This window comes from Geodermatophilus sp. SYSU D01106, from assembly GCF_054049995.1.
The window spans coordinates 110,841-130,217 of record NZ_JBJGYM010000001.1; the positions used below are offsets into that span (position 1 = coordinate 110,841).

Here is a 19,377-nt window from a genome sequence, read left to right on the forward strand (position 1 = left end):
ACGCCCGTCAGTCCCACTCGAGGCCGCCGCGGCGCCAGACGTAGGCGTAGGCGAGGAAGACGGTGGCGATGAAGACGACCATCTCGACCAGGCCGAACAGCCCCAGCGCGTCGTTGGCGACGGCCCACGGGTAGAGGAAGACGATCTCGATGTCGAAGACGATGAACAGCATCGCCGTCAGGTAGTACTTGACCGGGAACCGGCCGCCCTGCAGCGGCTGGTCGACCGGCTCGATGCCGCACTCGTAGGCCTCGAGCTTCGCCCGGTTGTAGCGGCGCGGGCCGACGTACGGCGCGACCGCCACGGAGAACAGCGCGAAGGCCGCGGCGAGCGCGAACAGACCCACGATGGGGACGTAGGCCGACAGCACCGGCGCCTCCCTCGGCGACTCGAACGCTTGTGAAGAATTTCACAAACTGGTGCATCGAGCCTATGCCGCGACCCCGGGGGATGGAAGCGCCGGGGGTGAGTGAGTTCACATCGGGCGGTCACGGTCCGGTCACGGACCGCCGCGACGGCCGGGTCAGACCGAGGGCGTCAGCCGGGTGAGGACGGCGACCGCGCGGTCGAACCGGTCGCCGTCGCGGCCGTCGGAGAGGTTGCCCATGAGCCGCAGAGCCGCGTTCACCATCGCCGGGCGCTTGAGCCCGTGCGCGGTGGCGAAGCGGACCAGGCCGGGGCGGTCGAGCAGCGCCAGGAAGGCCGTGCCGAGCCGGTGGTGGCGGCCGTAGGCCTCGCGCAGCCGCTCCGGATAGGCGCGCAGCACCGCCTCGCGGGCCGGGCCCTCGGGTGCGCGCAGCGCGGCGGCCGCCGTCTCGCCGGCCATCCGGCCGGTCTCCAGCGCGTAGCTGATGCCCTCGCCGTTGAACGGGTTCACCACGCCCGCGGTGTCGCCGGCCAGCAGGAGCCCGCGGGTGTAGGCGGGGCCGCGGTTGAGCGCCATGGGCAGGCCGGCGCCGCGCAGCGGGGTGACCGCGTGCTCCTCGCCCAGCTGCCACTCCGGCGGGAGCGTCGCCAGCCAGCGGCGCAGCACGGTCCGCGCGTCGGTCTCCCCGCCGCGGCGGGTGTCGAGCAGGCCGAAGCCGACGTTGGCGGTGCCGTCGCCCATGCCGAACGACCAGCCGTAGCCGGGCATGGAGTCGGCGGTCGGGCCCTCGGCGGACAGGTCGAAGGAGATGTCGAGGTAGTCGTCCTCGCCGCGCGGCGTCCGCACGTAGCGGCGGACGGCGACGCCGAGCGGGCGGTCCTCGCGGCGGGTCAGCCCGATGGCCTTGGCCAGCCGGCCCGACAGGCCCTCCGCGGACACCACCAGCGGCGCCCGCCAGGTGACCCGCTCCTTCCCGGGCCCGGCCTGCGCGTGCACGCCCGCGACCCGGCCGGCGTCGTCGAGCAGCGGGTCGGTGACGGTGACCTCCTGCTCGAGCCGGGCGCCGGCGGCCACGGCGTGCTCGGCGAGCATCGGGTCGAGGTCCCGGCGCTGCCGGATGAGGCCGTAGGACGGCCAGGAGTCCAGCGACGGCCAGTCGACCTCGACGACCTGCCCGCCGCCGAAGACCCGCAGTCCCTTGTGCCGGACCCAGCCGGCGGCCGGGGAGACGTCGACGCCCATCTCGTCGAGCGCCTTGACCGCGCGCGGCGTGAGGCCGTCGCCGCAGACCTTCTCCCGGGGGAACCGGGCCTTCTCCAGCACGACGACGTCGAGCCCGGCGGTGGCCAGCGCCCAGGCGGCCGCCGACCCCGCGGGGCCGGCACCCACCACGACGACGTCGGCACTGCCCCCGGCGGTACCGCCTCCGGCGGTCGGAGTCGTCACGCGCTGGCCCCCTCGGTGCTCGGTCGCGGCCCGGGCGGACCGACCGTCCGAGCCTAGGCGGGGCCCCGGCGGGCGGCGGAGGCGAGCGCGGCGACCACCTCGTCGTCGCCGGTCTGGCCGAAGTCGTCGTACCAGCGGCCCACCGCGCCGAACGGCCGCGGGGCGAGCAGGCAGACGACGGCGTCGGCGTCGAGGGCCACGCCGGGCGCGGCGACCGGGACCGCGACGACGACCGCCGCCGGGCCGGTGCGGCGCACGGCCGCGAGGGCGGCGCGCATGGTCGCGCCGGTGGCGAGGCCGTCGTCGACGAGGACGACGGTGCGGCCGGCCGGGTCCGGCGGCGGGCGGTCGCCGCGGTAGGCCGCGCGGCGTCGGTGCAGCTCGGCGAGCTCGGCGCGGCGGACGTCGGCGGCGGCCGCCTCGTCGAGGTCGACCCGGGCCAGCACCTCCTCGACGGCGACGCTCGCGACCGCCTCCCCCACCGCGGCGAGGGCGCCGGTTGCCAGCTCCGGCCGGCCGGGCAGGCCGAGCTTGCGGACGGCGACGACGTCGAGCTCCGCGCCCAGGGCCGCCGCGACCTCGGCGGCGACGAGCACCCCACCGCGGGGCAGGCCGAGGACCAGCGCGCCGGCGTCGAGCGGGACGGCGGGCGCGGTGGCGGGGTCGGTCAGGCGCGCGGCGAGCTGCCGACCGGCGTCGCGCCGGTCGGCGAACGGCGGCGGGCCCACCGCGGCCGCCGGGTCAGACCGGCTGCGGCCCCGCCGGCGGCGGCGCGGTCGGGTCGGTCGGGCTCGGCTGCGGCAGCGGGGCCGGCGACGGCGGGGAGATCGGGTCCACCGGGGACGGCGACGGGCCGGGCGGCTCGGGTGCCGGGAACGGATCGGTCATGGACCGACGCTAGTGGAAGGACCCCCTCGCCCCCACCACTCGCAAGCTCGCGGCGGGCCCCTGCGAAGGGGCCGACCGCCGGGCCTACGGGCGGCGGGCTCGGTGCAGCGCCACGATCCCGCCGGTGAGGTCGCGCCACTCGACGTCGGCCCAGCCCGCCGCCTGGATGCGGGTGGCGAGCGCCGGCTGGTCGGGCCAGGCCCGGATCGACTCGGCGAGGTAGACGTAGGCGTCGGGGTTGCTGCTCACCGCGGTCGCGATCCGCGGCAGCGCCCGCATCAGGTACTCGGTGTAGACGGTGCGGAACGGCGCCCACGTGGGGCTGGAGAACTCGCAGACGACGAGCGTGCCGCCGGGCCGGACGACGCGGGCGAACTCGCGCAGGGCGGCGTCGGGGTCGGCCACGTTGCGCAGGCCGAAGGAGATGACCAGCCCGTCGACGCTCGCGTCGGCCAGCGGCAGCGCCATCGCGTCGCCGGCCACCATCGGCACCGGCCGCCACGCGCCGGCACGCAGCATCCCCTGCGAGAAGTCGCAGGCCACCGCCCGGACGCCGCCCGCGGCGAGCTCGACCGTGGAGACGCCGGTGCCGGCGGCGACGTCGAGCACGACGTCCCCCGGCCGGGCGCCCAGCGCCTCGCGCGTGGCCCGCCGCCAGGACACGTCACGGCCGGCGGACAGGACGGTGTTGGTGAGGTCGTAGCGCCGCGCGACGCCGTCGAACATGGCCGCGACCTCGTGCGGCTGCTTGTCCAGACCGGCCCGCCGACCGGCGGTGTGTGCGCTGTCTCGCCGGTCCGTCACGGCGCCGACGCTACCGGCCTGCCTACGCTGGGGAGCGTGACAGCCGCGGCGGTGACCTCCCCGGACGCCGTCGCGCCCGCGGTCACCACGGTCGCGCTGCCCGACGCCCCCGACCTGCTGTCGCTGCTGCCACGCGAGGGCGCCCTGTCCTGGGTGCGCCGCGGCGAGGGGATGGTCGGCTGGGGCGAGGCCGACCGCCTCGAGGTCTCCGGCCCCGGCGCCCTGGCCGAGGCGGCCGCCTGGTGGGCCGACCGCAGCGCCGCACTCGCCGTCGACGACGCCGTCGGGGTCCCCGGCTCCGGCCCGGTCGTGTTCGCCAGCATCGCGTTCGACCCGGCCGCGGGGACGTCGGTGTTCGTGGTCCCGGAGGTCGTCGTCGGCCGGCGTGGCGGGCTGGCGTGGATGACCACCACCGGCGACGCCGACCCGCGCGACCTGCCCGCCCCCGCTCCCCTGCCGCCGTCGCCCGCCCGGCTGCGCTACGCCGACGGGGCGCTCGACCCCGCGTCCTGGTGCGGCGCGGTGTCCGCGGCGGTCGCCCGCATCGGCGACGGCGAGCTCGCCAAGGTGGTCCTCGCCCGCGACCTGCTGGTCACCGCCGACGTGCCGCTCGACGCCCGCCGGCTGCTCGACCGCCTGGCCGCCCGCTTCCCCGACTGCTGGACCTTCGCCGTCGACGGGCTGCTCGGCGCCACCCCCGAGCTGCTGCTGCGCCGCACCGGCCGGCAGCTGTCCGCGCGGGTGCTCGCCGGCACCGCCCCGCGCGGCGCGGGTGCCGACGACGAGCGGCTCGCGGCGGGCCTGCTCGCCAGCCCGAAGGACCGCGCGGAGCACGCCCTCGCCGTCGACTCCCTGGTGCGGGCGCTCGACCCCTTCTGCACCGCGCTGTCGGTGCCGGAGGAGCCCGCGCTGCTGACGCTGCCCAACGTGCGGCACCTGGCCACCGACGTCGTCGGCACGCAGCGCCGGTCCGGGGAGCGCGGGCGCGCGGGACTGCTCGACCTGGTCGACGCCGTGCACCCGACGGCGGCCGTCTGCGGCACCCCGCCCGACGTCGCCCGCGCGGTCATCGCCGAGCTCGAGGGGATGGACCGCGGCCGCTACGCGGGGCCCGTCGGCTGGCTCGACGCCCGCGGCGACGGCGAGTTCGGCCTGGCGCTGCGGTGCGCGCAGCTGTGCGACGACGACCCCGCCTCGGCCCGGCTGTTCGCCGGGTGCGGCATCGTGGCCGGCTCCGACCCGGCCGCCGAGCTCGCCGAGACGCAGTCGAAGTTCGCCGCCTTCCAGGCCGCGCTGGAGAGCTGATGCGGCTGGTCCCGGACCTGCGCTGGGACCACAACGCGCACTACCGGCACCTGTTGCTGCGCGCCGTGCCACCCGGGGCCGCGCGGGTGCTCGAGGTCGGCTGCGGTGCCGGCGACCTCGCCGCCGAGCTCGCCGGGCGGGCGGCGCGGGTGGACGCCGTGGACCGCTCGGCGGAGATGGTCGCGCTGGCCCGCGCGCGGGTGCCGGCGACCGTGCGGGTGGACCGGGCCGACGTGCTGGACCTCGCCCTGCCGGCGGGCGGGTACGACGCCGTCGTCGGCATGAGCGTCCTGCACCACCTGCCCCTGGAGGAGGCGCTGCGGGCCCTGGCCGCGGCCCTGCGCCCGGGCGGCGTGCTGGCGATGGTCGCCCTGCCGCGCACCGACCTGCCCCGCGAGCTGCCGCTGGAGCTCACCGCGGCGGTCGCGGACCGTGCCGTCGGGCTGCGGCGGGCCGTGCGCGGGCTCGCCGCCGGAGCCCCCGTGCCGGGCATGCCGATGCGCGACCCGGAGCTCACCGTGCGGGAGGTGCGGGCGCGGGCCCGGGCGGTGCTGCCGGGCGTGCGCGTCCGCCGGCTGCTGTTCTGGCGCTACCTGCTGGTGTGGCAGCGGCCGGCCTGACCGTGGGGAACGGGTCGGCAGGCGACGACGGCGCTGGTTGGCTGGCGCGGTGCGCCCCGTCCCCACCGTCGCCGGTGACCGCTCGCTGCCGCCGCCGTTCGACCACCCGCACGCCTCCGCGGAGGCCCGCGCGGTCGCCGAGCGGGGGACGGTCCTGCGCGCCCAGGTCGGGTCCGGCGTCCACGGCACCTCCGTGGCCGGCCAGGACGACCGCGACGAGATGGGCATCTGCCTCGAGCCGCCGGAGTTCGTGACCGGCACCGCGCGGGTGCCGGCGGGCCTGTCGACGACGGCGACCGTGCCGTTCGAGCAGTACCACCGGCACACCGCCTGGGACCGGCCCGGTGGGCTGGCCAACCGCTCCGGCGCCGGCGACCTCGACGTCGTCGTCTACTCGGCACGCAAGTGGGCGCGGCTCGCGCTCGGCGGCAACCCGACGGTCCTCCTCCTGCTGTTCGTGCCGGACGAGGAGGTCGTGGTCCGCACCGAGGCCGGTGCGGAGCTGGTCGCACACGCCGACCGGTTCGTCTCGCGCCTGGCTGCCGACCGCTTCCTCGGCTACCTGCGCGCCCAGCGGGCGGCGATGACCGGCGCCCGCCCCGGCCGCGCGGAGCTGGTCGATGCACACGGGTTCGACGTCAAGTTCGCGATGCACGCGCTGCGGCTCGGGGTGCAGGGCGCCGAGCTGCTCGGTACCGGCCGGATCACCCTGCCGGTGCCGGAGCCGGACCGGGCGTACCTGCGCCGGGTGCGCCGCGGCGAGGTACCGCTCGCCGAGGTGGTCGAGGCGGTCGAGGACGCCGAGGCGCGCCTGCTGGCGCTGCGCGACAGCCCGGCGGTGCCGCCGCTTCCCGACCGCGCCTGGGTGGACGGCTGGCTGCACCGTGCCCACCTCGCGTACTGGGCGTCGCTGCCCTGAGATCGCGGGGTGTCAAGACCTGTCCGGCATCTGTGGACAGGCTCCTGACCTGCGGATTCGCCTCGCGGAGCGGCGCTGGACGGGCTAGACTCCGTACATGTGTTCGAGCGAGATCGGCGGTGGGGACGTGTTGGATGACGTCGCCGCGCTGGTCGCCGAGCGCAACCGGATCGACGCCCGCCTCGCCCGCGCGGTCCGGGCGGCGGAGCTGTCCTCCGCTCCCGAACGCGACGGCTTGAAGAGCATGGCGTCGTGGTTGCGCGGGCACTGCCGGCTGTCCGGGCGCGAGGCGTCCCGGCTGGTCGGCAACGGCCGCGCGCTGGAGCACCTGCCGGTGCTGGCCGAGGCGCACGACGCCGGGCTGGTGACCGCCGCGCAGGTGGCCGTGGCCGCGGAGGTGACCACCCCGGACCGGCTCGCCGCCGCCGCGGCGCAGGGTGTGGACCTGGGCGAGATCGACTCGGTGCTCACCGCCGTGGCGATCGAGCAGGACCACGACGCCCTGGTCGTCGTGGTGAAGCGGTACTGCAACGCCCTGGATCCCGACGGCCCGGAGCCGGACCCGACCGAGGGGCGGCGCATGTCGGTGGTCCGCCACGCCGACGGCACCGTCAGCTTCCACCTGCACCTCGACCCCGTGGGCGCCGAACGCTTCGCCACCGCGGTGGAGGCGCACGTGCAGGCCGACCGGCCCGCCGGCGACGACCGCACCCGCGCCCAGCGGCTCGCCGACGGCGCCGTGCAACTCGCCGACACCGCCCTCGCTTCGGGCAGCACCCCGCGGCTGCGCGGGGTCAAGCCGCAGGTCGTGGTCAAGGTCGACGCCGAGGACCTGCACGACCCCGCCTGCCCGGCCGACCACGCCCCGACCGGCTCCGACGCCGAGACCGACGGTGACGGCGACACCACGACCGACAGCGACGCCGACTTCTCCGCGGCCGAGACAGGCGGTGCCGGCGAGGCGACCAGGAGCATCCGCCAGGCCCGCGCCGGGTCGAGCAGGACGCCCCCTCTGCCGCGGTGGCGGGGCAGCGCGACCCTCGGGTCCGGCGCCGTGGTCCCCGCGGCCACCGCCCGCTGGCTGGCCTGCGACGGCGCGATCACCCGCGTGGTGCTCGGCCCCGACGGCGTCCCGCTCGACCTGGGCCGGGAGCAGCGGCTGGCCGACCGGCACGTCCGCCGCGCCGCGGAGGTCCGCGACGGTGGCTGCGTGTTCGCCGGCTGCGGCGCCCCCACCTGGTGGTGCGACGTCCACCACCTCGTGCACTGGCTCGACGGCGGACCCACCTCGCTGCAGAACTCGGCGCTGCTGTGCGAACGCCACCACACCAAGGTCCACGCCGGCTTCCGCGTGCAACGACAACCGGACGGGCGATGGCACACCTGGCGGCCCGACGGCACCGAGATCCGCACACCCGCGGCGCTGCGGTCGCCGCCCCTCGTCCCCGCCTGAGACGACGAGGACCCCGGCCGCGGGCGGCCGGGGTCCTCGTGTCGGGCGGTGGTCAGCCGACGTAGTTCACGTGCACGTGGTCGAAGTGGTTCGCGGTGACGCCACCGCGGTCCTCCATGGCGCGCCACGCGCCGTCGGGCGAGGTGAGGATGCGCTGCTCCCAGATCACGTACTCGACACCGAGCTCGTCCCAGTGGTCCACGTGGTACTGCGCGATGGCGTCGCCGAGGCCGGCGTCGCTCATGACCATGTAGTCCAGGGCCTTGCCCGAGGGGTGCCCGTCGGGGTCGACGGCGCTGGGCCGGGTGCCGCCGAGGGTGATGTCACCGGCGCCGGGCACCGCGCTCACGACGGCGTTCGCAGCCGCCTGCACCGCGGCGTGGATCGGCCCGGAGCTGTTGGTGATGGTGGCGACGGCGGCCGGCGCGGGCGCCGCGGCGACCTCGGGGGCGGCCTCGGCGAGCGGGGCGACCTCGCCGACCGGCGCGGACTCCCCGGCGTTCGAGCCACCGGCGGGCGCCTCGGCAGGGGCTGCGGCGGGCGCGGGGGCCGGAGCCTCGGCGGGGGCCGCGGCAGGCGCGGGGGCCGGCGCCTCGGCGGGCGCGGCGGCCGGGGCCGCCCCGCTCACCGCGAACACCTGACCCGGGAAGATCAGGTTCGGGTTGCTGCCGATGACGTCGACGTTGCGCTCGTAGAGCTCCCGCCAGCTCTGGGCGTGGGCGGCGGCGATCTTGGCGACGGTGTCGCCCCAGCGGACGGTGTAGTCCTCGGCGTCGGCAGCGGTCGGCGCAGGCGCGGCCGGAGCGGCCTCGACCGGCGCGGGCGCGGCCGGGGCGGCCGGGGCGGCCTCCGGCGCGGGGGCCTCGGCGGCGGGTGCGGCCGGGGCGGGCGCCTCGGCGGCGGCCGCGGTGGTGCCCTCGGCCAGGTACTTGCCGCAGGACGGCCAGGCGCCGACGCCCTGGCCGGCGAGGACCGCCTCGGCGATCTCGACCTGCTGGGCGGGGGTGGCGAGATCGGCGCGCGGGGCGAGCTCGGTGCCGCCGAACGCGGCCCAGGTGGACTGGCTGAACTGCAGGCCGCCGTAGTAGCCGTTGCCGGTGTTGATCGACCAGTTGCCGCTCGACTCGCACTGGGCGACGCCGGACCAGTCGTGGCTGGTCGAGGCGGAGGCGGGCGAGCTGAGGACGCCGATCCCGACGACGGTGGCGCCGGCGGCGACAGGGGCCTTGGCGATGACCTTCTTGGTGCGGACGTAACGGGGTGCGCGGTGCTTGGGCATGGTGATGATCTCCCGATCACCGCCGGCGAGGTGAGCTGTCGGGTTCGGGCGATCGGTGCCCGGCCGCGGGACGCGGCTTCACCCCGGAGACGCGTTCAGGTCAGGCCCCCGTAGGCCGTCACGCGCCGGAAGTGGGTCCCCCACCCCTGCCCTTGGGAGTTGACGTGAGCGACCGGTGGGCAGGGTTTGGCGGACCGGCGCCGCGCTCCGGTGTGCTGAGCGCAGCCAAAACGTTACATATCGTCATGGCAACTGTCGTCGTGTCGCCGGTCACAAGGGGGTTGTGGTGTGCTCCAGCGGGGTATCGACGTCCCTCGGTCGAGGGCCCGGCGAACCCGCTGTCCGGACGATCCACCCTGGTCGCACCCGGTGTCGCGGAGACGGCCCCCGCCCTCCCTCGACGGCCGGGACCAGCGGCGGCCGGTGACGCAGCACACCGGCCGCGCGGGTCAGGTCAGGGCACGGGCGGCGGTCTCCCGCAGCGCGACGGCGAGGTCCGCCTCCGCGCGCTGGTCGGTGCGGACGACGACCACCCGCGGCCCGCCGAGCGCCAGCGCCGCCGGCAGCTCGTCCGCGGCGGTCACCGCGGTGGCTTCCCAGCCCAGCGTCCGGGCGACGGCGACCAGGTCGCGGCCGTGCGGCGTGCCGAACACCCGCCGGTAGTCGCGCTCGTGCGCGGGCCGACCCGGCTCGAGCTGGGCGAAGATCCCGCCGCCGTCGTTGTCCGGGACGACGACGGTGAGGTCCGGCCGGGCCTCGCCCTCGCCGGTCAGCAGCCCCTGCAGGTCGTGCAGGAACGTCAGGTCGCCCATGAGCGCGACCGCCGGGCCACCGTGCACCAGCGCGGCCCCGATCGCCGTGGAGATCGTCCCGTCGATGCCCGCGACGCCGCGGTTGGCCAGCACGTGCACGTCGCCGCGCGGCACGGCGAGCCGGTCGACGTCGCGCACGGGCGTCGAGGAGCCGAGCACCAACAGCGCGCCGGCGGGCAGCGCGGCGACGACGTCGCGGGCTAGCCGGGCGGCGGTCAGGCCGGGAGCGCCGTCGAGCAGCGCGTCCACGGCCGTGCCCACCCGCGCGGCGGCGTCGCGCCAGGCGGCCGCCCACGCCGCGTCCGCGGGCGGCCCGGACGGCGGCGCGGCGCGGGTGACCGACGTGCTGGAGCGGGCGGGGTCGGGCCAGCGCGGGCCGGACACCACCGTCTCCACCCGCACCCGGGGGTCGGCCAGCAGCGCCGAGACCGGCCGCGACAGCGTCGGCCGCCCGAGCACGACCACCCGCGCCGGCCGGTGCTCCTCCAGCCAGTCCGGCGCGCCGAGCAGCAGCGCCCCGCCGCGCACGGCGTCGCCGGTCCACGCCCCGCCGCTGGGCTCGGCGACCACGGGCCAGCCCGCGGCCGCGGCGCCCTCGGCCCAGGCCCGGCCGGCCGCCGACGGCCCGTCACCGGCGACCATCAGCGTCCGCGGGGCGTCGGGCAGCGGGTCGGCCGGGGCGAGGGTGGCCCCGCCCGCGGTCCACGCGCCGCCGTCGTCGCGCCCGGCCCACGGGCCGGTGAGCGGGCCCGGCTCCTCCTCCGGCAGCAGCGGGTCGCGCAGCGGCAGGTCGAGCTGCACCGGCCCGGGGTCGCCCGACAGCGCGCCGGTGGCGGCGAGCAGCGCGCGGGAGACCACGGAGCGCCAGTAGCGGTTCTGCGCGGCCTCGCGGCCGGCCTCGGGCACGCCGACGTCGGCCGCCCAGCGCACCGCGCCGCCGTAGAGCCCGGGCTGCTCGATGGTCTGGTTGGCGCCGGTCGAGCGCAGCTCCGGCGGCCGGTCGGCGGTCAGCGCGAGCAGCGGCACGCCGGTGACGTCGGCCTCGAGGACCGCGGCGTGCAGGTGCGCGGTCGCCGTCCCGGAGGTGGTGAGCACCGGCACCGGCCGGCCGGAGGCGCGGGCCAGGCCGAGCGCGAGGAAGGACGCCGTCCGCTCGTCGATGCGCACGTGGAGCCGCAGCGAGCCCGCGCGCTCCGCGGCGGCGAACGCGAGTGCGACGGGCGCCGAGCGCGACCCCGGGGCGACGACGGCGTCGCGGACCCCGCCGCGGACGAGCTCGTCGACCAGCACGCGGGCGAACGCGGTGGAGGGGTTCACGCGGCCAGCACCGCCGCGAGCCGCCGGCCCCACCGGTCGGTGACGTCGTCGGGCGCCGTCACCTCGGCCAGCCGGTCGGGCTCCACCGCGCGGACGGGCAGCGCGCCGTCGACCGGTAGCAGCGGGTCGGCCGTCACGTCGCCGCCGAGCAGCGCGACGGTCGCCAGGCCGCACGCGAAGGGCAGCTCCGGCAGCGCGGCGGCCAGTGCCACCCCGGCGGCGATGCCGACCGAGGACTCCAGCGCCGAGGACACCACGCAGGGCAGGCCGTGCGCCTCGGCCACCCGCAGCGCCGCGCGCACCCCGCCGAGCGGCTGCACCTTGAGGACGACGACGTCGGCGGCCTCGCGCAGGTCGACCGCGAGCGGGTCGCCGGCCCGGCGCACGCCCTCGTCGACGGCGACCCGCACGTCGACCCGGCGGCGCAGCGCGGCCAGCCCTTCCAGCGTGGCGCAGGGCTGCTCGACGTACTCCAGGCCGACCCGGTCCAGCTCCCGGACCCGGGCGACGGCCGTGTCGACGTCCCACGCGGCGTTGGCGTCGACCCGCACCGCGCCCGCGGGGCCGAGCGCGTCGCGGACGGCCTCCACGCGGGCGACGTCGTCGGCCGGCGTCTGCCCCGGTTCGGCCACCTTCACCTTCGCCGTCCGGCAGCCCGAGGCGGCCACGATCGCGTGCGCCCGCTCCGCGTCCACCGCCGGCACCGTCACGTTGACGGGAACGGAGTCGCGCACCGGCGCGGGCCAGCCCTCCAGCGCCGCCTCGGCCGCGGCGGCCCACCAGCGGCGGCTCTCCGCCACGCCGTAGTCCCAGAACGGGGAGAACTCGCCCCAGCCGGCCGGCCCGCGCACCAGCACGCCGTCGCGGACGTCGATGCCGCGGAACCGGGTGCGCATCGGCACCGACCACGCCGCCGTCGCCGTCGTCCCGGGCGGGAGCGGCACGGAGGTGATCACGGCGGCAAGCGTATGCCGGGCGGGTCGTACCCTCGGGGATCGTGCCCCGGCAGCTCACCGTCCTCCCCGCGCCGGAGGCCCCCGCAGACGTTCTGGGCTCCGTGCTGCCCGCCGTCCGCGCCGCGCTCGAGGGGTCCGCGCCGCTCGCCGTGCTGCCCGCCGGCCCCGCCGCCACGGCCGCCCGGGAGGTGCTCGCCCCGGAGGAGCCGCTCGAGGACGGCGCCGACCTCGTCGTCGTCACCTCCGGGTCCACCGGCGGCGGGCGCGGCGTGCTGCTGCCCGCGGCGGCGCTGCGCGCGTCGGCGACCGCCACCCTCGACCGGCTCGGCGGCCCGGGCACCTGGCTGCTGGCGCTGCCGGTGTCGGCGATCGCCGGGCTGCAGGTGCTCGTGCGCTCGGCGCTGGCCGGCACGCTCCCGGCCGTCCTCGCGCCCGGGGAGGGACTGGCCGCGGCCGCCGCCCGGATGCCCGGCGGCCGCCGGTACACCGCGCTGGTGCCCACGCAACTGCGCCGGTACCTGGACCGCGAGCCGGAGGTGCTGCGCACCTTCGACGCCGTCCTGGTCGGCGGCGCGGCCACCGACCCCGCGCTGCTGGCCCGCGCCCGCGCCGAGGGCGTGGCCGCGGTGACCACCTACGGGATGAGCGAGACGGCCGGCGGCTGCGTGTACGACGGGGTCCCGCTCGACGGCGTCCGCGTGCGGGTGGACGACGACGGGATCGCGATCGCCGGGCCGGTGCTCGCCCTCGGCTACCGCCGCGACCCGGGGGGCACCGCGGCCGCCTTCACCGGCGGGGAGTTCCGCACCCGCGACGCCGGGACGATCGGCGCCGACGGGCGGCTGACGGTCACCGGCCGGCTCGACGACGTCGTGGTCACCGGAGGGGTGAACGTCGCGCCGCAGGCCGTCGAGGGCGCACTGCGCGAGCACCCCGACGTCGCCGACGCCGTCGTCTTCGGCCGGCCCGACGACGAGTGGGGCCAGCGCGTGGTGGCCGCCGTCGTGCCCGCGCCCGGCGCGGCCCCCGAGCTGGCCGCGCTGCGGGCCTGGGTGAGCGGGCGGTTGGGCGGGCCGAGCGCTCCGCGGGAGCTGCACCTGCTCGACGCCGTCCCCACGCTGCACACCGGCAAGCCCGACCGCCGCGGCGTCGCGGCGACCCTGGCGGGGGCACGTTGATGGCGACGCCCGCGCAGTGGGTCGCCGGCGCCCGCCCCCGCACGCTGCCCGCCGCGCTCGCGCCCGTCCTGGTGGGCACCGGCGCGGCCGCCGCGCTCGACGGCTTCCGGCTCGTCCCGGCGCTGCTGGCGCTGCTGGTCGCCCTCGCGCTGCAGGTGGCGGTCAACTACGCCAACGACTACTCCGACGGGAAGCGCGGCACCGACGCCGACCGGGTCGGGCCGATGCGGCTCGTCGGCTCCGGCGCGGCGCCCGCCCGGCAGGTGCTCACCGCGGCGCTGCTGTCGTTCGCCGTCGCGGCGGGCGCGGGGCTCGCGCTGGCGGCGCTGTCGAGCTGGTGGCTGGTCGCCGTCGGCGCGGTGTGCATCGCCGCGGCCTGGACCTACACCGGCGGCCCGCTCCCCTACGGCTACCGGGCGCTGGGCGAGGTCTTCGTCTTCGTGTTCTTCGGCCTGGTCGCCGTCGCGGGGACGACGTTCGCCCAGACCGGCCGGGTCGAGGGCCTGGCCCTGGCCGCCGCGGTGCCGGTCGGGCTGCTGTCGGTGGCGCTGCTGGTGGTCAACAACCTGCGCGACGTCGAGGGCGACGCCCAGGTGGGCAAGCGCACGCTGGCGGTGCTGCTCGGAGCCCCGCGGACCCGGCTGTTCTACGTCGGGCTGCTGGCGGTCGCCTTCGCCGTCGTCGTCGCCATCGGGGTGGTCCGGCCCTGGGCGCTGCTCGCGCTGGCCGCCGCGCCGCTGGCCGTCCCGCCGTCGCGGGTGGTGCTCTCCGGCGGGCGCGGCCCGGCGCTGATCGCCGCGCTGCAGGCCACGGGCCTGCTCACCCTCGCCACCGGCGTGCTGCTGGCGGCGGGGCTCGCCCTCAGCGGCTGATCGCGCTCAGGCGGGCTGGTCGCCCGACAGCCGGGTGCGGAACTCCTCCTTGGCCCGGCGCTTCTCCTCCGCACGCAGGACCAGGGCGACGCTCAGCTGCTCGCGGGAGCGGCGGAGCAGGAAGTAGGCCACCGGCATCGACGCCACGAGGCCGAACAGCAGGCCGGACCAGAAGTCGAGGCCGACCATCCACAGCACGACGGTCAGCAGCGCGAAGACGGCCAGCCGGCCGACGGTGTGCATCACCAGCCAGGGCAGCACCCTCGGCCGCGGCAGCGGCTTGCCGTCGGGGCCCACCGGGGTGCGCGCCTGCTCAGTCATGTCGTCCCTCCCACTTGGTCGAGAGCACCACGGTCGTGCGGGTGCGCGCGACGCCCTCGATCCTGTTCAACGCGTTGATGGCGGCCTCCAGTGCCGGGATGTCGGTCACCCGCACCTTGAGCACGTAGCCCTCGCTGCCGGCCACCCGCCAGCAGTCCTCGACCTCGGGCATCGCCCGCAGCGCCGCCTCGACGCCGGTGTCGTCGACCGAGTCGCTCTCGATGACGCCCACCAGCGCGGTGACGTCGAGGCCGAGGGCGGCGGGGTCGACGACGGCGCGGTAGCCGGTGATCACCCCGGCGGTCTCCAGCTTGCCCACCCGCTCGTGCACGGCCGGCGCGGAGAGGCCGACCTGCCGGGCGAGCTCGGCGTAGCTGGCCCGTCCGTTGGCGCGCAGCAGGTCGACGAGCTGTCGGTCGACGGCGTCGATGGGGCACTCCGTCCGGGAGGGGGCGAGGGACCGGAGGCGGCGAGCCGCGCTCCGCCCTCCGAGTATCCCCGCGGTCGTACAGTGGCGGGGAGACGAGGAGGTGGGCCCGGTGGCTCCGTTGTTCCTGCTGGTGGTCGCCGTGGTCGTGGTCCTGCTCGTGATGCGGGCGACCGCCGCGGCCGGCCGGGGGGTGCGCCCCCAGCGCCCGGCCCGCCGTCCGCGCCCGCCGCGCGCCACGCGGCCGGTCGCGCCCGACGACGACCCGGAGTTCCTGCGCGAGCTCGGCCGCCGCGCCCGCCGCGACGACGGGTCACCCGCCTAGTCGCCAGGTGGCAGGCGGCCGCTCAGGCCGCGGTGCCGCCGAAGATCCGGCGCCAGCCGCGTCGCGTGGGCGGCTCGGCGTCGTCCCCGAGGCCGTCCGCGGGGTCGTCCCCGAGGACGTCCCGCGGGTCCGGGACGGCCGGGACGGCGTCCATGCGCGTGGTCTCCCGCAGCACGTCCTCCGCGGCCTCGACGACGGCCCGCTCGGCGTCCGCGTCGACGGCCCCGACGGTCTCGACGACCTGGGCGGGCTCGCCGGCCGGCCGGGCGTCCTGGGCCGCCGCGCGGTCGATGCCGCCGGGCCAGCCGAGGCCCCCACCGGTGGTGGTGTCCCCGGGCCAGCCCAGGCCGCTCTCCGTGCCGCCGTCCGTGCCGTTGTCCGTGCTGCTGCCGGTGCCGCCGTCGGGCGAGCCGTCGGCGGTGGCGTGCCGGGTGCCGGAGGCGGCGCCGTCCTGCGACGCGAGCGCTGCGGCGACGATCGGGTCGGTGCCTGCTCCGTCGGCGGCGGCGTGCCTACCCACGGTCAGCCCCCGTGCGTGCGGTCATGGCGACAAGTGGAGCACGCAGCGGGAGCGACGGGCGTCCGGACCCCGAACGGGAGGGGCGGGACGCGTGTGCTGGGACCCGTGGGGCGGAAGTCAGTTGACCCCGCCGTAACTGTGCAGCCCGGTGGACACCATGTTCACGTAGAGCAGGTTGAAGACCATGACCCCGAGGCCGACCACGTTGACCCACGCCGCGGGCCGGCCGCGCCAGCCGGCGGTCGTGCGGGCGTGCAGGTAGGCGGCGTAGACCACCCACGCGATGAAGGCCCAGGTCTCCTTGGGGTCCCAGCCCCAGAACCGGCCCCAGGCGCTCTCGGCCCAGATGGCGCCGGCGATGACGGCGAAGGTCCAGATCGGGAAGCCGAAGACGGCGGTGCGGTGCGCGACGCGGTCGAGCGTGGCCGCCGACGGCATCCGGGCCACCAGCCGCGAGGACGACGGGTCGCCGCCGCGGGCCTCGTACCGCGACCGGACCAGGTAGAGCACGCTCGCGATGCCGCTGACGAAGAAGACGCCGAAGCCGAGGATCGCCGTCGACACGTGCACGGCCAGCCAGCTCGAGCGCAGGGCCGCTACCAGCGGGCCGCCCTCGACGTAGAGGAACAGGCCGATCGCGACCATGCTGACCACGACCGGGGCGAGCACGAACAGGCCCAGGTGGCGCAGGCCCGGCGAGCGCAGCGCCAGCACCAGGAAGGCCACCACGGCGACGAGCACGACCGCCGTGGCGAACTCGTACATGTTGCCCCAGGGCAGCCGGTCGGTGGCCATCCCGCGGGTGACCAGCACGCCGGCGTGGGTGAGCGCCCCGACGGTGGCCAGCAGCATCGCCACCCGGCCCCAGCGGCGCACCGACGGCGCGTCCTCGGGCAGCGCGCCCGGGTCCGCCGGGGACTCGGGCGGCAGCTCCGCGGCGCCCCCGCCGGCGGTCACCAGCGCCCGCTCCCGGGCCGGGCGGCGGCCGAACGCCAGCTGCGCGCAGAACGCGACGGTGGCCAGCGAGTAGAGGCCCACGCTGGTGGAGAACAGGGTGTCCGACAGGCCGGACAGCTGGTCGGGGGTCACGCGGATGTTCCTCCGGTCGAGGATGCGCTCCCGGACGGGGCGCGGTCGGCACGGGCGGGGTCTCGGCTGACGAGGACCGCCCGCAGGTCGTCGGTGAGGGCCGCGAAGCGCGGCGCGCCGTCGCCGCTGCCGCGGGTCAGCGCACCGACGTCGAGCACCGTACCGCCGGTGGCGGGGTCGGTGTCGGCGCGGGCGAAGACCCGCTCGCGGCGCAGCAGGAGCATCCCGAGCAGGCCGGCGAGCACCGCGATCGCGGCGCCGAGCACCCACACCTGGCCGGGGTCGTGCGAGAACTGCAGGGCGGCGAACTCCGAGTACCCGTCGAAGGTCACCGTGGTGCCGTCGGGCAGGTCGAGCGACTCCCCCACCGACAGGTTGCCGCGGGCCACCTCGGTGAGCCGGCCGCGCTCGATCTGCGACTGGTCGAGGGAGTAGACCGACTGCGGCAGCCCGGAGTCCAGGCCGAGGTAGCCCTGGAAGGCCACGACCGCCACCTGCGGCGCCAGCGGCCGCGGGTCGATCGAGGTCAGGATGTCGTCCTGCACCAGCCCGGTGGGGGCGAAGAAGCCCTGCAGCGCGAGCTGGTCGTCGGAGCCGGCGCCGAGGTCGGGCAGCTTGAGGGCGCCCTCGCTGGACATCGTCGACTGCTCGACGGGCAGGAACGGCGCGGAGACGTCGGCGAAGGTGCGCCCGTCGGGCAGCGTCACGGTGAACCGCGGGCTGAAGCCGTGGCCGGTCACGTAGACGCGGTCGCCGTCGACCCGCAGCGGGTCGTTCACGCCGATCACCTCGGGGCTGCCCTCCTCGCCGGGGGCGCCGTAGGTGATGTCGGCGGTGAAGGAGGCCGCCGTCAGGTTCTCCTCGTACTCCGCGCGGAAGTCCTCGAGGCCGACGCAGACCGGCGAGAGGTCGCCGCTGTCGACCAGGGCACCTGCGGAGTAGGTGTCGTACTGCTGGAACGAGTTGCAGAACCGGTCGCCCTCGGTGACCAGGATGCTGCCCTCGTAGCCCCACAGCTTGCCGCCGGCGAGGCCCAGCAGCAGCGCCACCAGCGCGAGGTGGAAGACCAGGTTGCCGGTCTCCTTCAGCAGCCCCTTCTCCGCCGACAGCTCGGCCACGCCCCCGCGCTCGCGGCGCACGACGCGGTAGCGGCGGACCCGCAGCTCCTCCTCGACGGCGTCCAGGGCGGCGCCGGCCGGCAGCGTCGTGTCCAGCCGGGCGGAGTCGGGCAGCCGGGTCAGCCGGCGCGGGGCCGGGGGCGGCGGGGTGCGCAGGGCGCGGGCGTGCTCGAGGGCGCGCGGCAGCACGCAGCCGATCAGCGAGACGAACAGCAGCAGGTAGACCGCGGCGAACCACGGGGAGCTGAAGACGTCGAACAGGAAGAGGTCGTCGAGGACCGGCGCGAGCGTCGGGTGGTCGGCGAAGTACTGCTGGACGTTGGCCTGCGACAGCGAGCGCTGCGGCAGCAGCGAGCCGGGGATGGCGGCGAGCGCGAGCAGGAACAGCAGCACGATCGCCGTGCGCATGGCGGTCAGCCGGCGCCACTGGCGCAGCAGGAACCCGCCGAGACGGCGGACCGCGGAGGGGCGCGCGGGCGAGGACGGCGGGGGCGCGGCGGCCGGCCGGGGCGGGGCGACGGTGCTCACAGCGCCGACTCCCCCAGGCCGGTGGCGGCGAGCCAGGCGCGCAGCCAGGCCATCATCTCGGTCCACGCGCCGGTGACCAGCAGCAGACCGACCAGCACGAGCACCGCACCGCCGAACCGGGTGACCGCGCGGGCGTGCCGGCGCAGGAACGTCGTCGCCCCGACCGCCCAGCGGGCGCCGAGGGCGACCAGCACGAAGGGCACCCCGAGGCCGACGCAGTAGGCGACCGACAGCAGCGCGCCGCGACCGGCGGTGGCCTCGGTGTAGGCCAGCGAGTAGACCGCCGACAGCGTCGGGCCCAGGCACGGCGTCCAGCCCAGGCCGAACACGACGCCGAGCAGCGGCGCCCCGGCGAGGCCCGCCGCCGGGCGCACCGACAGCCGGGCGGTGCGCTGCAGCAGCGGCAGCCACCCGAGGAAGGCCAGGCCGACGACGATGACGACGACGCCCATCACGCGGGTGATCACGTCGTCGTACTGCACGAGCAGCCGGCCCAGCCCGCCGAACGCCGTGCCCACGGCGACGAAGACGGCGGTGAAGCCCAGCACGAACAGCAGCGCGCCGAGCACCATCCGCCCGCGCGGGGAGCGCTCGTCGGTGCGGACGGCGGTGGCCGTCGCCCCGGGCGCCGCGCCGTCGCCGGCGGGCGCGGGGGCCGTGCGGGCGCCGCTCGCCGCCCCGCTGCCCACGAGGCCGGTGACGTAGGAGAGGTAGCCGGGCACCAGCGGCAGGACGCAGGGTGAGGCGAAGCTGACCAGCCCGACGAGGGCGGCGACGGCGGCGGCGACCAGCAGCGGCCCGTCGGTGACCAGCGCGGCGAACTCCTGTCCCAC

At 77.4% G+C, this 19,377-nt stretch carries 20 protein-coding genes and 1 riboswitch; of the genes, 6 read left to right on the forward strand and 14 right to left on the reverse strand.

Annotation, left to right across the window (positions count from 1 at the left end; genetic code table 11):
* Positions 1–7 precede the first annotated feature (7 nt).
* The 5 genes from ACI78R_RS00615 to ACI78R_RS00635 form a co-directional block, all read right to left on the reverse strand.
* Positions 8–370, reverse strand: coding sequence for an NADH-quinone oxidoreductase subunit A (locus tag ACI78R_RS00615; RefSeq protein ID WP_425432421.1), 363 nt, complete (start codon positions 368–370; stop codon positions 8–10).
* A 153-nt stretch (positions 371–523) separates the two neighbouring features.
* Positions 524–1,813, reverse strand: a complete 1,290-nt coding sequence (locus tag ACI78R_RS00620) for a geranylgeranyl reductase family protein (RefSeq protein WP_457039311.1) — start codon at positions 1,811–1,813, stop codon at positions 524–526.
* 53 nt (positions 1,814–1,866) lie between these two features.
* The gene (locus ACI78R_RS00625) at positions 1,867–2,541 is read right to left on the reverse strand and encodes a phosphoribosyltransferase (RefSeq protein ID WP_457039312.1); all 675 of its coding nucleotides are present in this window, start codon (positions 2,539–2,541) and stop codon (positions 1,867–1,869) included.
* 13 nt (positions 2,542–2,554) lie between these two features.
* Entirely contained in the window at positions 2,555–2,701 is a 147-nt protein-coding gene (locus tag ACI78R_RS00630; RefSeq protein WP_175562904.1) for a hypothetical protein, read from the reverse strand.
* Between the two features lie 84 nt (positions 2,702–2,785).
* A complete protein-coding gene (locus ACI78R_RS00635; protein WP_073421282.1) occupies positions 2,786–3,505 on the reverse strand; it encodes a demethylmenaquinone methyltransferase in 720 nt (239 codons plus the stop codon).
* Between the two features lie 36 nt (positions 3,506–3,541).
* On the opposite strand from ACI78R_RS00635, the gene ACI78R_RS00640 reads away from it, so the two are divergent.
* From ACI78R_RS00640 to ACI78R_RS00655, 4 genes are all read left to right on the forward strand, one after another.
* Positions 3,542–4,810 (forward strand): isochorismate synthase, encoded by a 1,269-nt coding sequence (locus tag ACI78R_RS00640; RefSeq protein ID WP_457039313.1) that lies wholly within the window; start codon positions 3,542–3,544, stop codon positions 4,808–4,810.
* A complete protein-coding gene (locus ACI78R_RS00645; protein ID WP_073421280.1) occupies positions 4,810–5,430 on the forward strand; it encodes a class I SAM-dependent methyltransferase in 621 nt (206 codons plus the stop codon). The genes ACI78R_RS00640 and ACI78R_RS00645 overlap by 1 nt, the downstream gene beginning before the upstream one ends.
* A gap of 49 nt (positions 5,431–5,479) precedes the next feature.
* Positions 5,480–6,349, forward strand: a complete 870-nt coding sequence (locus ACI78R_RS00650) for a DNA polymerase beta superfamily protein (protein WP_457039314.1) — start codon at positions 5,480–5,482, stop codon at positions 6,347–6,349.
* Between the two features lie 97 nt (positions 6,350–6,446).
* Entirely contained in the window at positions 6,447–7,802 is a 1,356-nt protein-coding gene (locus ACI78R_RS00655; RefSeq protein ID WP_457039315.1) for a DUF222 domain-containing protein, read from the forward strand.
* Positions 7,803–7,854: 52 nt separating this feature from the next.
* On the opposite strand, the gene ACI78R_RS00660 is transcribed toward ACI78R_RS00655, so the two are convergent.
* The 3 genes from ACI78R_RS00660 to ACI78R_RS00670 form a co-directional block, all read right to left on the reverse strand.
* Complete coding sequence (locus tag ACI78R_RS00660) at positions 7,855–9,081, reverse strand: transglycosylase family protein (RefSeq protein WP_457039316.1); 1,227 nt, start codon at positions 9,079–9,081, stop codon at positions 7,855–7,857.
* Positions 9,082–9,085: 4 nt separating this feature from the next.
* A riboswitch (cyclic di-AMP (ydaO/yuaA leader) is annotated at positions 9,086–9,256 on the reverse strand.
* A gap of 274 nt (positions 9,257–9,530) precedes the next feature.
* Positions 9,531–11,210: a 2-succinyl-5-enolpyruvyl-6-hydroxy-3-cyclohexene-1-carboxylic-acid synthase gene (gene menD / locus ACI78R_RS00665; RefSeq protein ID WP_457039317.1), complete on the reverse strand. Its 1,680-nt coding sequence runs from the start codon at positions 11,208–11,210 to the stop codon at positions 9,531–9,533.
* Positions 11,207–12,166, reverse strand: a complete 960-nt coding sequence (locus ACI78R_RS00670) for an o-succinylbenzoate synthase (RefSeq protein WP_457039318.1) — start codon at positions 12,164–12,166, stop codon at positions 11,207–11,209. Before ACI78R_RS00670 ends, menD begins: the two co-directional genes overlap by 4 nt.
* 41 nt (positions 12,167–12,207) lie before the next feature.
* Between ACI78R_RS00670 and menE the strand changes: the two genes are divergently transcribed.
* Positions 12,208–13,344: an o-succinylbenzoate--CoA ligase gene (menE, locus tag ACI78R_RS00675; RefSeq protein ID WP_457039319.1), complete on the forward strand. Its 1,137-nt coding sequence runs from the start codon at positions 12,208–12,210 to the stop codon at positions 13,342–13,344.
* Positions 13,344–14,216, forward strand: coding sequence for a 1,4-dihydroxy-2-naphthoate polyprenyltransferase (locus tag ACI78R_RS00680; protein ID WP_457039320.1), 873 nt, complete (start codon positions 13,344–13,346; stop codon positions 14,214–14,216). Before menE ends, ACI78R_RS00680 begins: the two co-directional genes overlap by 1 nt.
* 6 nt (positions 14,217–14,222) lie before the next feature.
* On the opposite strand, the gene ACI78R_RS00685 is transcribed toward ACI78R_RS00680, so the two are convergent.
* From ACI78R_RS00685 to ACI78R_RS00710, 6 genes are all read right to left on the reverse strand, one after another.
* Positions 14,223–14,537, reverse strand: coding sequence for a DUF4229 domain-containing protein (locus tag ACI78R_RS00685; protein ID WP_073421274.1), 315 nt, complete (start codon positions 14,535–14,537; stop codon positions 14,223–14,225).
* Complete coding sequence (locus ACI78R_RS00690) at positions 14,530–15,204, reverse strand: Lrp/AsnC family transcriptional regulator (protein WP_457039321.1); 675 nt, start codon at positions 15,202–15,204, stop codon at positions 14,530–14,532. Before ACI78R_RS00690 ends, ACI78R_RS00685 begins: the two co-directional genes overlap by 8 nt.
* Positions 15,205–15,311: 107 nt before the next feature.
* Positions 15,312–15,809, reverse strand: coding sequence for a hypothetical protein (locus tag ACI78R_RS00695; protein ID WP_457039322.1), 498 nt, complete (start codon positions 15,807–15,809; stop codon positions 15,312–15,314).
* A gap of 117 nt (positions 15,810–15,926) precedes the next feature.
* Positions 15,927–16,898: a c-type cytochrome biogenesis protein CcsB gene (gene ccsB / locus ACI78R_RS00700; protein ID WP_457039323.1), complete on the reverse strand. Its 972-nt coding sequence runs from the start codon at positions 16,896–16,898 to the stop codon at positions 15,927–15,929.
* Positions 16,895–18,544, reverse strand: a complete 1,650-nt coding sequence (gene resB / locus ACI78R_RS00705) for a cytochrome c biogenesis protein ResB (protein ID WP_457039324.1) — start codon at positions 18,542–18,544, stop codon at positions 16,895–16,897. The genes ccsB and resB overlap by 4 nt, the downstream gene beginning before the upstream one ends.
* Positions 18,541–19,377, reverse strand: coding sequence for a cytochrome c biogenesis CcdA family protein (locus ACI78R_RS00710; protein ID WP_083628755.1), 837 nt, complete (start codon positions 19,375–19,377; stop codon positions 18,541–18,543). Before ACI78R_RS00710 ends, resB begins: the two co-directional genes overlap by 4 nt.